A 15509-nucleotide genomic window follows, 5' to 3' on the forward strand; every position below is an offset into this window, starting at 1 on the left:
ATTATTGCAGCCTATGGGTATATTCAATATGATCCAGCATTTTTTTGCCATCGGGTTCTTCATTAAATACCGAATAAATGATGTACTTTTTATCTTTATCAATCCCTTTTAAGGTATTGCCTATTACTTTTCTGATGTTTACATTTTCGCGCCTTACCCCAACGGTATCTTTCAGGCTTATCGGCGATAAATAGCAAACCGTAGGGAAATCGCCTTCGGGTAACGTAGTGGTATACAGACGCAGCACGCGCGGTTTGGTTGGCACCCCGGCTATAATTAACGGAAGCTCGTATGTTTCGCGGTTTACCTTTACCACTTCGCCGTAAAAATTCAGCATGGCATCATTGTTTAAATATTTCCACTCATCATTAGGTTTACCCGCGGCATTGGCCAGGGTAATGAGCAGGTAGGCATCTACCAGGTAACCTTTATTAAAGCATTTTTTGGCTTCCTCATAAAGTTCGGGGGCAGTTTTACCATTGTACATGTATGGTTCGGCACTAATTTTTATCAGCTTCCAACCGTAATTAACCTTACAGTATACCAAGCTGATCATCTGCCGGCTTGCACCAGTTTTGGGCGCGAAGTAAGCCATGTACATTTCTTCGGTAGAGCCCTCGTAAACAAGGTTATGGCTATTAATGGTTTTGTTTTTGGTAAGTACGGTATCGTTAGTAGTGTATTTGTTTATTACATAATACTCTTCCAGCATTTCGTATTTATTAGTTTTTAGGTAGTAGCCAATATTTTGAAGCTTCTTTAATTTCTCGCCGCTCTCTATCAGTTCGGCAGTCATTAGTTTTTCAGCTTCGTTGGTATTATTGGCCAGCGCCGCTTTCATAAATTGGTTATTCAGGTCGTGAAATGTTTCGCGCATGTCGGCCGGAATTTCAGCATCTTTCCAACTGCCGGGCGTACCCGGCCCGCAGCCTTGAATAATAAGTATTAACACCAGCAGAACCGGTAGTTTAATTAAAGAGGGGATATATTTCATTAATGTTGATAGCGCAATAAGGCCGGTTAATGCTGTAAAAATATCTGTTTTACAGCATTAATTATTCGCCGGCTTTTCTTTTGTTCACTTCCTGTGTCATTTTTATGGTGAGGGTGATCAGCACAATCAGCACCACTGCTATAGCCACCCAAATAATCCACGACGGAAAGCCTGATGGTTTGGCCTCTCCCGCAATTTTATACAGCGGGTTATTGCCGACTGCCTCATGCCTTAGTTGTGGTAACTGCCTGTGCAAGCTATCGGTAAACGCTTGCAGGTCGTAATTAGGGGCCGATGCCTTTGCATCGCCAAATACGAGGTAATAAGGCTGCCCTTTTTCAAAATAACCTATGAGGTTTTCACTTAGCTGATAGGCTTTTACCCCACTGATAAGCAACGGTGGGTTATCCTCATTGTTGATCTCTATATCCAGTTTAGCAGCTTTGGCCGATAGGTACAGATCCTGCCCCCCGGCAGAACTGATCACGGTATCAAGCACCAACTCGCGGTTGCTGCCCGCTAACTGATAAACCGTAACTGCCCGTTTATAAAATTTGGCACCGCCGATGTTCAGATGCAATTTAGCCAGCGGGTACGGCGCCTTAAGTTGCAAGCTGATGTAACTTATTTTAGCGCTATCCTTTTGCGATACAAGCACAGGCGGCAACTCCACATATATTTGTTTGGCAAATTCCTGTTGATAAATACCTGCCTGTAAAATGTTTATCGGGGCTTTGTGCCGGTCGTTGATCAATATCTTAATATATTTATAAGTGCTCGCCGGGAAATTCAGCACCTGTTCATAAGCGCCATTCCGACTAAAACCGGTTTCCTGCAAGGGCACATCCTCTTCAATAGCAAACCAGTTTTTAAGATCGTCGCTACCCAATAAATTCACCGTGCGGCTTACCGCAGTATTACGTAGTTTGAGCCACAATTCGTTAATGCTTAAACGCTCCGGTATTTGTATCACATAAGCTTTAAGCGAATCGTTAGCAGCGGCATTGCTTACCTGCGCGAAAACGATGTAGCTCTTAACATCCTGCTTTGGTAGTTGGCTACCCAATATGTAGGGTACAAACTTGCTATCGGCGTTCATTAGCCTGATGTCGGCTAAATTACCGTTGCTTTTGGCCAATACATCAGGTTGCAGGTCGATGCTATAAAACCCGGCCGAATCTGCCTGCTGTACCTTGGCGCTGTACCTGAAGTTCTGTTGGGCCAATACACCGGTTACCTGCAAAGCCAGCAGGCTAAAAAGTATCGCTGCTTTATTCCTTCTCTTTAACTTCATCTTCAACAATAATTTTTTTAACCTTTTGATACATAAATGAAATAATGAGCAGTAAAATACCGAGGCAAAAGAACGCCGCTATTTTACCCGCAGGTGGTATATTCTGAATATCGAACAGGAACAGTTTCAGCAGCGTGACAGAGAATAAAGTAAGCGATATGATACGTAACGTACGCGCCTTATGGCGCATACCCAGCATCATCAGCGCGAACGATAACAGTCCCCACAGTATTGGCAGCCCTGTTTTAATATATACGGTACGGATGTGCTCAATGGTGTTAGTAGCCGAATAAAACATGAGGTTGCTGGCCAGGCTAACTTCCAAACTCAAGAACAATACGATAAAACCGGCCAATACCCAACCGGCTGCTTTTTGCATGCCCGACGTAAAATACTTTTGGGCTATCTGCGTCAGTTCAAAAAACAGTAAACCGATGAACACTGCCCCTATCCAATGCGCCGCGAAATGGGCCGACGACAATTTATGCTGAAGCAGGATACTGTATTGCAGATCAAAAAAATCGGGAGTAGATAAAGTATAAACCACAATAGCCGCCGCAATCAACCCGGTATTTAAAGCCCACCTGAAATGATATTTTTTTGATACCAGTGCAAACATGTACACAAATACAGGCACATACAACATCAGATACAGCGTATTAAGCGCGGTGCCGGGGTAACGGTTCAAAAACTGGTGATTGATCTCCAGCAATCCGCTTAAAAACAAAAATACCAATGCCGCAAACCTGAATATTTCCGCAGGTAGCTTGATGCCATACAGATCGAGCACTTCGTCTTTTTTAACCAGCCAATAAAGCAAATAAGTACCAATGGCTGCCACCAAAGTAGTGATGAAGCCTTTATTGGCTATGATGGCTATAGTAACATCCGATTGGCCGTAAATAACCCCTAAATCCATGAGCAGGCTAATCACCATGAGGCACCAAACCGTAAAAGCGGTAAGCTTCATGAGCTTAATGGTCGATTTTTGGTATAGCCAGTACAACAGCACCGCCTCGGCAGCCCAAAACAGGGTAATGTTGTGCCCGTGCAGCTGTATTGGCGCGGTGAGCGATATAAACGTAAGCGTGATACCTATTAGCAGGTAAAGTATATTGGTATCAACCTTTTTGTTTTTAAACATGAGGTATGATAGCAGCAGGTTCACTATTGCCAGCAAGGCCGAAAACAAACCACGATAATGCTCGTAATGCATTTCGGTAAGCAGGTACAGCCCAACCGCGAAGTACAGGGCGGTGTTGATGAGCAGGATAGAAAAATCTGACCCGATGAACTTTTTGTTTTCCTTTAAGTTATTGGCGATGTTAATGGCGAAGAACATGAGGTACAAAATGCTGGCATACATTAAGCCGGTACCATAAGACGGCTTGGTAAGCGTAAATACCACGCCCGCAAACACGATAACCGTTAAGCCAAAGGCCGATGCGTTAAGTATTCGCCACGATTTATTATAGGCGATAACCAGCAAACCGGCATTTAATATCACCATATAAATAAATAGCGCGCTATAATTAGCCTGGCCGCTGCTCACCATAAACGGACTGCCCAGGCCACCCACTAAGGCGATCACGCCGAGTTCCTGCCTGTCGTAAAGCAGGGAAAGCACCACCGCGAAAATGGTGATTACAATTAAAATAATGAACGACGCGGTTTGGTTAAACAAGTGAAACTGGTGATAGGCCAGTGTAATGGTAAAGTACAAAACGGCCAAACCGCCACCCACCAATACCGAACTGAAAGCCGCGTATGATTTGCGTAAGCGGTGTGCTACGCCTATCAGGATACCGCCGCATAATACGCCGATACCTACACGCCCTGCCGGGCCAACCCAATTGTTATCAATAGCGTATTTTACAAAGAAACCAATGGCCAGCACCAATATGGCGATACCTATTTTATTGATCAGGTTTTCGCCGATGAATTTCTCCAGATCGGGATGGCGCTCAAAGAACGACAGCTGCGGCTCGGCCGGTTTACGCGGTGGCGGTAATGGCGGCAAGGGGCGCGCCGGGCGATGCGCATCGGAGATTGGCGTGGTGATCACCTGCTTTTGTTGCTCTACAATTTCTGATGGAAAAGGCTGTGGTTTAATATCACTCTCAACAACAGTCGGCGGAACAACCGGTTTTGGAGGTTGAACTTCCGCAGGCTTTGCGGGCGGTTTAACCGCTGTGTCTGCAGCTGGTTTGGGTGCTTCGGCCGTTGGCCCCGGCGTATTTATATTTTGTTTTATGAGGCGTTGCAGCTCCAGGATCTGCGCTTCCAATTGTGCCAGTTTTGAACTGTTGCTGCTTTTATTAGCGACGATCAGGTAGATGATCAGCAGTAAAAACACCACATATATTGCTTCCATTTATGACGGGTTTAGGCAATAAATATAAAGTTATTTGTTAAACTTTTGGTTTTTATAGGTCGATGAATACTCTCCCGGATTATGCTTTAAGGGATAAATTTCACTTTGGGTAAACGAAAAAAGAGGAAATTTAAAAGCTTTTACAATTTTAAAAAGCTAGCAAAGTTTACATCCGCAATGCAATCAGCACTACCGTGACAGCCCTAAACCCGGGAGTAGCGGATACCGGCCCAAAGCATAAGGCCTGCGGGTGTATGAGCGGATCACGGGGCTATCCGGACCGAAGCACCACAAGCCTTGCTTTTCGAATGATTAAATTTGGCATTGTCTGGAATGACATATACTTCAACTAATTAAAAAAATGCTAAAACTTGAACAAGGACAGCCAACATTCGCTATACATAATTTAAACAATCTCTACCATACACTGTATTTATAAACAGTACATTATCAAGTTAAACTCATACTAACACCTTGTACTTATGATTTTTGAAGAATTAAAAACCACTATAAAAGGGCCAAAAGGTTTTAAAAGAGTGATCCATATAAAGGCGCAGCAGGAAGTAGCCGAGGAGTACCGTCCGGATGATAAACCACATGTTTTTAAGCTGCACGATGTACAGCCCGGTCTGAACGGCGAACCTGTATTTGTGGGCGTTATGGCTTTCGACGAAGCTATATCCGAGTGGACCTATACCGGTGCCGAACTTAAAAAGGAGGTTGAGCAGCAAATTGCCGATGCCATTAAAAGCAATTGCACAGCGGGCGACTAAGCGGAATATTTAATGCTAAAATTTTGTGCAATCATGTTAAATAATCGTTTATTTTTGCATGAAGCATGTTATTTATCACCTCATTAAATTCGGGCAGCAACGGCAACTGTTACTACATTGGTAATCAGCACGAAGCTGTATTGATTGATGTGGGTATCTCCTGTCGCGAGGTTGAAAAACGCATGACCAGGCTTGGTCTGAGCATGGGTAAAGTAAAGGCCATATTTATTTCGCACGAGCATTCCGACCATATCAGCGGGGTAACCGTGCTCTCCAAAAAGCATAGGCTCCCGGTTTATATTACCGGCAAAACCTGTTTACATGGCGGCCTCCGGCTTGATGAGGAGTTAACACGATCTTTCAACGGGCACGAAAAGGTTTATATCGGCAACCTGTGTGTTACCGCTTTCCCTAAAGAACATGATGCCGCCGAACCGCATAGTTTTATTGTGAGCGAAGGTGATGTTACGGTAGGTATATTTACTGATCTGGGGATTCCCTGCGAAAACCTGATCCGCTACTTTAAGCAATGCCATGCCGCTTTCCTGGAAGCTAATTACGATGAGCAAATGCTGGCCAATGGCCGCTATCCGTATTTTTTGAAGCGACGTATCACAGGCGGCAAAGGTCACCTTTCCAACAGCCAGGCGCTGCGCTTACTGCTCGATCATAAGCCCGCCTTTATGAGCCACCTGTTACTGGCCCACCTTTCTAAAGATAATAACTGTCCCGATCTGGTACGCGAGCTGTTTACCCAGCATGCGGGCAATACCCATGTAGTAGTAGCCTCACGATACGAAGAAACTGCCGTATATACCGTAAGCAGCGGAGCCGCTGTTAACCAGGCGCCGCAATACCTTTCGCCATTGGCAATGCAAACCTCCCTGTTTTAATTTACAGCCAGCCCTTTCGCCGGAACCAAAAGTAAATGGCTATAGTAATAACCGCCATCAGCGCCAGCACGGCCGGGTAGCCGAGGTGATGATGCAGCTCGGGCATAAACTCGAAATTCATACCATATATACCCACTATAAAAGTAAGCGGCATAAAAAACACCGAGAACACGGTGAGGATACGCACGGTTTCGTTAGTGCGCTGCGATGATACGTTGAAATAAATATTGAGCAGGTGGTTGGTATTTTCAGATAGCGCGTCGAATATGTTCTGCATACGCACATACAGGTCGCGGGTATCGCGGGTGTTTACGTCGCCTTTTTCAGCATCAATATTATCTACAATATCATACGATAATATCAGCATCCGGCGAAGCAGATCGGTTTTGCGTTTCAAAAAGTACAGGCCTTTCAGCAGCGGTACATTTCTCTTTTTCAGGAAGATCTGGTCTTCGTAATATTCCAATCCGCGCAATAATTCATTCGACGGTATATCGTAGGTAGTAAGGCAGCCTTTAACAATATTATTGAGCAGGTGAAAAGAGCTGGTGCATTTCCCTTTCGCTACATCTTCGGCAAGGCCGTCTAAAAATTTATGTGCCTTGCGGTGAATGGTCACCACAAAATCTTCCGAGTAAAATATGGCTACCTTATGGGTAAGCTGCTGCACGGTATCGGCCTCCCTTATCTTGGCTTCGGTATGAATCCTGAAAATGATGAAAACATAGGTCTCCATACTCTCGTACTTGGGCAGATGGTCTGATTGTAAACTATCCTCCAGCAATGCTTCGTGCAGATGGTATTTTTTGGCCGTGTCGTGTATCTCGTCGTGCTGCGGATCGGTAATATCCACCCAGTCAAACCCATTGGCCTTTTTGGTAGCAAATTGTTTAAGCATATTGCAAGTTATCCAAATTACAACAGTTTACTAATAAATATGTTCGCTGCTTTTAAACAAGCAAAGCCAATGTTAACCCTGCGCAAATACAAGCATTACTTATCAATTACTTAACAAACAACATTGAAAATTAGCCTGTTATTTAACTTAGATTTTAAAATTTAAACATAGGCTATGGATACATTTGAGTAAAGAAATTTGAATTTAATATGCGAACGGCAAGCTTAAATGTAAAATTCCTCCGAACGGCAATCCTGCTGATACTGATATCTCTTCGGCTACCTTGCTACCCCCAAAACATCCCCCTCCCCAACGCATTTGCACACAACGATTACTGGCACAAACATCCGCTTCGCGACGCGCTCGACAATGGGTATACGCATATAGAAGCAGATATTTTCCTGCGTGGGGGTAAGCTGGTGGTCGCGCATTTCTTCCCGTTCTTTAAAAAGAACCGCACGCTCGAAAAACTGTACCTCGAACCACTGTTTGAGCAGGTACAAAAGAACGGGCAGGTATTTGACGGCTACAACACGCCCATTACCCTGATGATCGATATTAAATCGGGAGCGGAATCAACCTACAAAGCCTTAAAAGCAGTGCTCGAAAAATACCGCCCCATGTTATCCAGCTACGAGAACGGACATGTACGCTACGGGCTGGTCACCATTGTGCTATCGGGCCATAAGCCTTATCAAATGGTGAAAAGCGAAAACAGCCGCCTGGTATTTATTGATGAAGACCTCCGCAAAATTGGCCGCGACTCATCACTGATGGATGTATACCCGATGGCCAGCTGCAAATACACCTCCATACTTAACTGGAAAGGCAAAGGCGTATTGCCTGCCGTAGAAAAAGACCGCCTGTGCAAACTCATCAATACCGCGCATAGCATGGGTAAGAAGGTGAGACTGTGGGCTTCGCCCGAAAACAAGGTGGTTTGGGAAGAACTGCTGAACTGCGGTGTAGACCTTATCAACACCGATCAGCTGGTTACCCTCAAAAACTTTCTGAACACCAGCTTTGCCAATAGCAAACTTGCCGAAAGGAAACAATTAAGCCGGTAAAACCTATCCCAAATAAATCACCCGAAAAATGAAAAGGTCAGTCTTTAACAGCAAATGTTTTATGAGGATGATCGAAAGCATGAAAGCACTCGAGGTATTGCTTTACCATTTTATCCCAACTGAAGTGTTTCAGCGTATATGCCTTTATTTCCTCTGGCTGTAAGCATTCCTTACTGTTTTCGTTAGTTAACTTGCTAAGTGCGGTTACCCAGGCATCGGCTTTGCGGGCAGGTAACAAGTAGCCGTTTTGCCCGTGGGTTATCACATCGGTAATACCATCAATAGCCGACGCGAACACCTTGGCACCGCATAAACAAGCTTCCAAACATACCAGTCCAAAACCCTCAATATCGCCCGATACCGGGATGTTAGGCATCACAAAGCCATCGGCTACAATCAGCAATTGCAGCATATCCTCGTAAGGCAGTTTACCCAGGTGTTTTACTTTCTCGCTGATATCGGGCCGGGCAAGCAGTTTTTGTATGTCGGCCGTATCGGTTGGTAAACCTAAAAAGAAGGATACCTGTCTGCGTACCTTGCGGGGCAGCAGATCAAACATCTTATCGGCAAAAGTTCGTTTTTGCGCGTAGGGGCCTACCATCAGCAATATAAAATCGTCGCTCATTTTGGGCATCACGTTATCAATAAACCACGAGAAACCCTTGCGCTTAACCGGGCGGCCAATGCTCATGAGTATGCGCTTGCCATGCAGTTTTATTTCGTAGGTTGATGACAGGTAAGTGAGCAGATCGGGCCGCGGTTTGCAATCGGCAATAGAAGCATCTACCCCATTCTTTATCACCGTTATTTTTTCTGCCGGGATGCCACGTTCAATACAAGCGCGGGCAGTAGCGTTGCTCACGGCGAAGATCTGGTCGAAATTGCGGTAAGCCGGTAATACCGACCGCCGGTAGGTGTTATTAGGAAATACCACATCCAGCCCGTGCAAAGTTACCGTGCGTTTTAAATGCCCGTAGCCTTTATGGTTAAGGCATATTGCAGCCATCAACCCATCATTATAGTGTATCACCGCTATCCCCGGGTGCTCACGGCACATTTTTAATATCCGCCTGTTAAGCGAGGCAAAAAACCTGATCTTACTTTTACCCGTTTGATGGATAATGGTATGCACCTTTACATATTTGCTCATCCCCTTTATCAGTTCAAAGCTTTGCTTTTCCATGCCGCCTATACTTGGCGGGTATTTATGGCTTACAAATAAAACTTCCATCAGGCATGCTCCTGTATCATAACTTTCTTTCTGTCAATAATAAAATAGGCTACCAGGCCAAAGGCTATCCAAAATAACTGGCGCGCACGGCGCAGTATGGTAGCAGTTAACCAAATAGCCACGCTTTGTATGCCCACTGCCGCAAGCATAATTTTGTTGCCATACTCTTCAATACCAATTTGGGCAGGTACAAACGCCCCTGCCGATTTTAGCAATATCACACTCATATCCACAAAAATGGCTTCCATCAGGCTGGCCTTTACACCCAGCAAACGCAGTATCACCCATAACTCGCCCGAGCCAAACACCCAGTGGAGTATAAAGAACACCACCGATAGAAAAAGATATTGGCGATTGTTGTTAAAAAAGGCCGATAGCTCTGTTTGCGCTTCGCTGATTTGCGTGCGGGCTTTAAGCGTACGGTTGTACAGCCACAAGCCGGCGCGGTTCTTTATCGCTATGCGCTTTACCTGCGTACGTAACCTGTATAATATGATAAATACCAGCGGTACACCCGTCATTACGTAAAACAGTTTTAAAATACCGCCGAAACCCGCCGGCAGGCCATGGTACAGGTATAAAAAATAAATAGCTGCCGCAACAAACAGCAATACCTGTGTTAGTATCATTACCACGCGCGATACCAATACCGAAGTAACCACCGTTTTACGTGGAATAGCGTAATTGCGCAGCAGGTAAATCTTTACCGCCTCGCCTGCCACAATACTGGCCGGGTTTACAATGCCGGTGGTTTCGCCAATGTGGCGGATGATGAATAAGCGCAGCAGCGGTAGTTGCCGCCCCTCGCTGCCCATGCAGAAACGCCAGGCTATGGTGCCTAAAAAGTAAGAGCAAAAAGATACCAGTATGATCCAAACGAAGTTATAGCTAACCCGTTTTAGCGAAACAGCCACCTGCTGCATATCCGTAGCCCTTAAAAAAAGACCGATGCATACCAGCATTACCAGTACTAAAAATAGCTTTAAATACTTCATGCTTTAGTACGCCAGTTCCTCGGCCATTTCGTGGCGGGCCAGGCGTTTTATGTCAGTAAAATATACTTCGGCAAGCTGGTTCCAGTCGAATTGCTTACTGTAGTTTAAGCCTTCGCCAATAAATACATCGGCAAGCGAATCATCTGTAAGCAGCATAGCCAGTTTTTCGGTATAAGCATACTCGTTGTAAGGCTCGCATTTAAAACCGTTAACGCCGTTCTCCACAAAATCTGCCGAACCGCCGCCATCAGCTATTACGCATGGCAAGCCCGATGCCATGGCTTCCAGCACTACGTTGCCATAAGTTTCGGTAACCGATGTAAACAGAAAGGCATCTGCCGAGGCATACATTTCGGCCAGTACGCCATGGCTCACTTTGCCTACAAATAAAGCCTTGCTCATACGTGCCTCACAGGCTTTTTTAGCTACGCCATCACCCGCTACTATCAGGTTGAAAGGAATATTCTTCAGTTGCAGGTCATCATAGATCCTGAAAAGCGTTTCGAGGTTCTTTTCCCAAACCAAGCGGCTGGCGAATAATATAGTGGGATAATTATTACCGGTTAAACGCGGCATCAGGTAGGGGTCTTTACGCGAGGGCGAAAACAGTTCGGTATCTATCCCCCGCTTCCACAACTGGATACGCAACGGCGACACACCCCAATCCATCAGCTCATTGGCCATACTTTCTGATGGCACGTAAATAACATCGCACTGGTTATAAAAGGCTTTTTGCCCTTCTATCACCTTGCTTTTTACATAATCAATTAAAAATGGCGCGTTTTTAAGGTAATAATCAATGTATGATACAAAGTGCGTATGGTAAATAGATATCACCGGGAGGCCTGTTTGTTTGGCGTGTTTTACGGCAAATTCGCCCAGTAACGATGGCGTTGCAATGTGCACTACATCAGGCGCAAACTCGTGTAATTTTTCGCGTAAACTGTACTGTACCAGTTTAGGGAAAGCCATTTTGTAGCTTGTATTTACAGGCACTGTAAAGGCGGGCACTTTTATACACTCAAACCCCTGCACCCTATCGGGCCCTACACCGCACACAAAAAGATATTCAAATTTATCGGCATCAATGCGTTTTATGAGCTGGAACATGGTACGGGTTGCACCATCATGCTCATTTTCAAGTATATCGGCAAAAAATACTACTTTAGTTTTTTTCATAAGTGGTTAAGTGATCACTATTTCAAAACTAAAAGCCTAATGTTTTTTGGATATTAATTTAGTGTTGCATCTTTACTACTTAGTAACAATTTTAATAAGGTAATGTAACAATTACTCTACATTTAGTAAACCGATTTATTAATTTAAATCATTTGCATACTGCGTGTTGCAAATTTTCTATATTAGCGACCATCTTAGTAAAAATTATGAGAAAAAATTACTTATTAAAAACAGCAACCGCAGGCTTGCTGTTTGCTATTGTTTCATCTCCAATAATGAGCAGTGCACAAACGGCTGCTTCGGGTCAGGTTCCGCTTGATAACTTATCAGCATTTAAAAGCCCATCTGCAAACTGGTCTATCGCAGGATCAGCCGTTGGCGATTTCAATAAAGCCAATACCATCAACAAAAAAGATGGTACCGGTGTACTGGTAACCATACCCGGCAAAAGCAAAAATGAAGACATTTTCACCAACATGGAGCATGGTGATATTGACCTGAGCTTTGATTTTATGATGCCTAAAGAGTCAAACTCGGGCGTATACCTGCAAGGCCGTTACGAAATACAGCTTACCGATAGCTGGGGTAAAGATGCCCTTACCAACAGTGACCTTGGCGCTGTTTACTCACGTTGGGACGAAAGCCGCCCTAACGGACAGTTTGGTTACGAGGGTATTGCACCACGCTTAAACGTAAGCCGTGCACCGGGCCTTTGGCAAAACCTGCGCATTATTTTTCAGGCGCCTAAATTTGATGGCGGTAAAAAAGTTGCCAACGCGCGTGTAGTAGCTATTATATTAAACGGTGTTACCATTACCGAAAACGCCGAGCTTACCGGCCCAACCCGTGGTTCGGCATTTGCTGAAGAAGCGGCAACCGGTCCGTTAAGGTTACAGGGCGATCATGGCCCGGTGGCTTTCAAAAACATTAAATACAATACCAAGGTTGATCCGAGAATTGTTGACGGATCGCGCCGTGTTTGGGACGATGATGATAAACCTGTTACCATTGATGTAAAAGGCGAGCCTGTAGTATTCAGGAGCTTTGTTGACATCCCGGGCAAAAGGGTTACTCACGCGGCCAGCATCGGTTACCCGCACAACATCAGCTTCGGTTATGATTTAGATAACGGCGCTATTTACCAGGTTTGGAAAGGCGGCTTCCTTGATGCATCGCCAATGTGGCTGTCACGTGGTGATGGTAATTCAAAAGCTTTAGGCAGTGTTATCAACTTAAGCGATGCATCATCATTAGCTGTTTTAGATGACGTTAACGCCGCATGGCCTGATACCCTTGCATCATTGGTATACCGCCCTAAAGGTTACGAGCTTGACGCGCAAGGTTACCCTACTTTCAAATATATTTTTAACGGCGTTCATGTTAATGATAAGGTTACCCCTACCGAGGGCAAATCACTTACCCGCGTTATCAGCACAGACGGCCCCGCGCCTAAAAACGTGTATGCACGTGCTGCTGTAGCCAATGATATTACCGAAGTAAGCGACGGCTTATACAGCATCAATAACTTTGAATACTATGTACAGTTTGATAAAGGCACCAAGCCGGTATTACGTACAACTGCAAAAGGTAAAGAATTACTGTTACCGGTAAAAAATACCGACAAAGGCACCTCTGTTCAATACACACTGATCTGGTAATTCAATTCAAGAAGAGATTAAAAAACTTATCAAATGAAAGCTATTTTTAAAAATATATTCATGACTTTTTCTGTGACAGCGGCTGTGGGCCTTACCACAACGTTTGCGCAAGATAAGTCGGCCAACCAGCTACCTACCGAAAAAGATTACTACCGCATTGTTACCTTACCTACCCCGGAGGGCGTTGAGCTTGAAGTGGGTGGTTTAGCGCTGATGCCTGATGGCAGCATCGCGGCATCAACCCGCCGTGGCGATGTGTACATTATACAAAACCCGTACATGCTTAACGGCAGCCTGCCTTACTACAAAAAATTCGCTTCGGGCTTGCACGAAATTTTGGGTTTAGCTTATAAAGATGGTGCATTATATATGGTGCAGCGCGGCGAGCTTACTAAACTGGTTGATAAAGACGGCGACGGTAAAGCCGACGTTTACGAAACTGTATACGCGTGGCCAATATCAGGTAACTACCACGAGTACTCTTACGGACCGATCATTATGCCTAACGGCAACATGATGGTTAACCTTAACGTAGGTTTCGATAACGAATGGTGGAGAGGTAAGAGTTTGGTAAAATGGAGAGCATGGTCTTTAGAGATCGCTCCTGACGGCACCATGACCCCGTACGCTACCGGTTTACGTTCACCTGCCGGCCAGGGCCTTATTGATGGTAAATACTTTTACAGCGAAAACCAGGGCGACTGGATTGGTTCTGGTTACCTGATGGAACTTAACAAAGGCGATTTCGCGCCGCACCCTGCCGGTTTACGCTGGGCTGCTGATCCGCTATCGCCGGTTAAAGTTCGTACCGAAGATATTTACTCACGTGTTAACCCGCGCTTTAACGACCCTGAAGGAAAAATTGAAGACCGCGACCCTAACCGTCCATACAAAACATTATACGAAGTTGCTGCCGAAGTTAAAGGCATGAAACTGCCTACTGTTTGGTTGCCGCACTCTGTATTGGGTACCTCAACCTCATCAATGGTACAAATACCTAACGATGATAAATTTGGTCCGTTTGCAGGCCAGGTGATCATTGGCGACCAGGGCCAGAGCCGTTTGAACCGTGTATTCCTTGAAAAAGTAAAAGGCGAATATCAAGGTGCAGCGTTCACTTTCCGCGAAGGATTTGAATCGGGCGTATTGAGACTGGCCTGGGGTAATGATGGTTCATTATTCGTAGGGCAAACCAGCCGTGGCTGGGGTTCAAAAGGTCAAAAACTATTCGGATTGGAAAGAGTAGTATGGTCAAAGAAAACTCCTTTCGAAATGAAAGCCGTACGTGCTATGGCCGATGGTTTTGAAATTGAGTTTACCCAACCAGTTAACAAAAAAGCTGCTGCTGATCCGGATGCTTACGGCATCACGGGTTTCATTTACAAATACCACCCGGTATATGGTAGTAACACGGTAAGGGAGAAAACTCATATCGTAAACGCGGCCATTGTATCTGAAGATGGTTTAAAAGTACGTTTGGTGGTTGATAGCCTGCGCGAAAAATTCATCCACGAAATTCGTGTTGATGAAAAAGTAACCGCTGTTGAAGGTAACAACCCATTATTGCACAATGTAGCTTACTACACCCTGAACAACATTCCTGATGGCGCTAAGCTTAACGTGCCTAAAAGGAAAGCTAAACCTGCGCATGACATGAGCTCGATGCCTGGCATGAACATGGGCGGCAAAACTACTCCAGCCAAGGTAAACACACCGGCAGCTGGTTCTAACTTAAAAAAGAACCAAACTACCAAACCTGCCGCATGGACAACTATCGATCAAACGATAGTGATTGGTACCAAACCGGGCTTAAAGTATGATAAAGACGAGCTTACTGTAAAAGCAGGCAGCAAAATCAAATTAACTTTTACCAACAATGATGATATGCCGCACAACTTTGTAGTGGTAGAGCCGGGCCAGGCAGTTGCCGTAGGCGAGCTTGCCATGAAGTTAGGTTTAGCCAGCACCAAGCTGAGCCACATACCTAACACGCCTAAGTTGTTAATCAATACAACATTGGTTGGTCCTGGTTCGTCACAAACCATTTACTTTGTAGCGCCAACAAAACCCGGAAAATACACTTACGTTTGTACAGTACCGGGCCACTTTTACGTTATGCAGGGTATACTAAATGTTGAGAAATAAAATATAAC

Annotated in this window: 12 protein-coding genes; 5 read left to right on the forward strand and 7 right to left on the reverse strand. The window is 44.9% G+C overall.

Translation table 11 applies throughout. The annotated features are described in order from the left end of the window. Position 1 precedes the first annotated feature (1 nt). The 3 genes from ABD894_RS16085 to ABD894_RS16095 all read right to left on the reverse strand — a co-directional run bounded on the left by ABD894_RS16085 (position 2) and on the right by ABD894_RS16095 (position 4662). Complete coding sequence (locus ABD894_RS16085) at positions 2-994, reverse strand: hypothetical protein (protein WP_345212085.1); 993 nt, start codon at positions 992-994, stop codon at positions 2-4. Positions 995-1055: 61 nt separating this feature from the next. Next, entirely contained in the window at positions 1056-2288 is a 1233-nt protein-coding gene (locus ABD894_RS16090) for a DUF3999 family protein (protein ID WP_345212086.1), read from the reverse strand. Next, a complete protein-coding gene (locus ABD894_RS16095) occupies positions 2266-4662 on the reverse strand; it encodes a DUF2339 domain-containing protein (RefSeq protein WP_345212087.1) in 2397 nt (798 codons plus the stop codon). The genes ABD894_RS16090 and ABD894_RS16095 overlap by 23 nt, the downstream gene beginning before the upstream one ends. A 482-nt stretch (positions 4663-5144) precedes the next feature. Here ABD894_RS16095 and ABD894_RS16100 point away from each other — a divergent pair, with 482 nt between their 5' ends. Together ABD894_RS16100 and ABD894_RS16105 are read left to right on the forward strand one after the other, a co-directional pair. Next, a complete protein-coding gene (locus ABD894_RS16100) occupies positions 5145-5435 on the forward strand; it encodes a hypothetical protein (RefSeq protein WP_345212088.1) in 291 nt (96 codons plus the stop codon). 65 nt (positions 5436-5500) lie between these two features. Beyond that, positions 5501-6328 (forward strand): MBL fold metallo-hydrolase, encoded by an 828-nt coding sequence (locus tag ABD894_RS16105; protein WP_345212089.1) that lies wholly within the window; start codon positions 5501-5503, stop codon positions 6326-6328. 1 nt (position 6329) lies between these two features. On the opposite strand, the gene ABD894_RS16110 is transcribed toward ABD894_RS16105, so the two are convergent. Beyond that, entirely contained in the window at positions 6330-7226 is an 897-nt protein-coding gene (locus ABD894_RS16110; protein WP_345212090.1) for a magnesium transporter CorA family protein, read from the reverse strand. A gap of 209 nt (positions 7227-7435) precedes the next feature. Between ABD894_RS16110 and ABD894_RS16115 the strand changes: the two genes are divergently transcribed. Next, positions 7436-8293 (forward strand): phosphatidylinositol-specific phospholipase C/glycerophosphodiester phosphodiesterase family protein, encoded by an 858-nt coding sequence (locus ABD894_RS16115; RefSeq protein WP_345212091.1) that lies wholly within the window; start codon positions 7436-7438, stop codon positions 8291-8293. A gap of 37 nt (positions 8294-8330) precedes the next feature. Here the strand turns inward: ABD894_RS16115 and ABD894_RS16120 are convergent, their stop codons facing one another. From ABD894_RS16120 to ABD894_RS16130, 3 genes are read right to left on the reverse strand one after another with little or no spacing between them, the layout of a single operon-like run. Beyond that, positions 8331-9524, reverse strand: coding sequence for a glycosyltransferase family 4 protein (locus tag ABD894_RS16120; RefSeq protein ID WP_345212092.1), 1194 nt, complete (start codon positions 9522-9524; stop codon positions 8331-8333). Further along, a complete protein-coding gene (locus tag ABD894_RS16125) occupies positions 9524-10519 on the reverse strand; it encodes a lysylphosphatidylglycerol synthase transmembrane domain-containing protein (protein ID WP_345212093.1) in 996 nt (331 codons plus the stop codon). The genes ABD894_RS16120 and ABD894_RS16125 overlap by 1 nt, the downstream gene beginning before the upstream one ends. A 3-nt stretch (positions 10520-10522) precedes the next feature. After that, positions 10523-11698, reverse strand: coding sequence for a glycosyltransferase family 4 protein (locus ABD894_RS16130; protein WP_345212094.1), 1176 nt, complete (start codon positions 11696-11698; stop codon positions 10523-10525). A 206-nt stretch (positions 11699-11904) separates the two neighbouring features. Between ABD894_RS16130 and ABD894_RS16135 the strand changes: the two genes are divergently transcribed. Beyond that, entirely contained in the window at positions 11905-13356 is a 1452-nt protein-coding gene (locus tag ABD894_RS16135) for a 3-keto-disaccharide hydrolase (protein ID WP_345212095.1), read from the forward strand. A 60-nt stretch (positions 13357-13416) separates the two neighbouring features. Then, positions 13417-15501 (forward strand): plastocyanin/azurin family copper-binding protein, encoded by a 2085-nt coding sequence (locus tag ABD894_RS16140; RefSeq protein WP_345212096.1) that lies wholly within the window; start codon positions 13417-13419, stop codon positions 15499-15501. The last annotated feature ends 8 nt before the right edge of the window (positions 15502-15509 follow it).

The organism is Mucilaginibacter gynuensis, assembly GCF_039541195.1.
In the GTDB taxonomy this organism is placed as follows: Bacteria; Bacteroidota; Bacteroidia; order Sphingobacteriales; family Sphingobacteriaceae; genus Mucilaginibacter; species Mucilaginibacter gynuensis.

Excerpts from the sequence above, each read along its gene's own strand:
- ABD894_RS16085 (WP_345212085.1), bottom strand. The coding sequence starts at position 994 with ATGAAATATATCCCCTCTTTAATTAAACTACCGGTTCTGCTGGTGTTA.
- ABD894_RS16090 (WP_345212086.1), bottom strand. The coding sequence starts at position 2,288 with ATGAAGTTAAAGAGAAGGAATAAAGCAGCGATACTTTTTAGCCTGCTG.
- ABD894_RS16095 (WP_345212087.1), bottom strand. The coding sequence starts at position 4,662 with ATGGAAGCAATATATGTGGTGTTTTTACTGCTGATCATCTACCTGATC.
- ABD894_RS16100 (WP_345212088.1), top strand. The coding sequence starts at position 5,145 with ATGATTTTTGAAGAATTAAAAACCACTATAAAAGGGCCAAAAGGTTTT.
- ABD894_RS16105 (WP_345212089.1), top strand. The coding sequence starts at position 5,501 with ATGTTATTTATCACCTCATTAAATTCGGGCAGCAACGGCAACTGTTAC.
- ABD894_RS16110 (WP_345212090.1), bottom strand. The coding sequence starts at position 7,226 with ATGCTTAAACAATTTGCTACCAAAAAGGCCAATGGGTTTGACTGGGTG.
- ABD894_RS16115 (WP_345212091.1), top strand. The coding sequence starts at position 7,436 with ATGCGAACGGCAAGCTTAAATGTAAAATTCCTCCGAACGGCAATCCTG.
- ABD894_RS16120 (WP_345212092.1), bottom strand. The coding sequence starts at position 9,524 with ATGGAAGTTTTATTTGTAAGCCATAAATACCCGCCAAGTATAGGCGGC.
- ABD894_RS16125 (WP_345212093.1), bottom strand. The coding sequence starts at position 10,519 with ATGAAGTATTTAAAGCTATTTTTAGTACTGGTAATGCTGGTATGCATC.
- ABD894_RS16130 (WP_345212094.1), bottom strand. The coding sequence starts at position 11,698 with ATGAAAAAAACTAAAGTAGTATTTTTTGCCGATATACTTGAAAATGAG.
- ABD894_RS16135 (WP_345212095.1), top strand. The coding sequence starts at position 11,905 with ATGAGAAAAAATTACTTATTAAAAACAGCAACCGCAGGCTTGCTGTTT.
- ABD894_RS16140 (WP_345212096.1), top strand. The coding sequence starts at position 13,417 with ATGACTTTTTCTGTGACAGCGGCTGTGGGCCTTACCACAACGTTTGCG.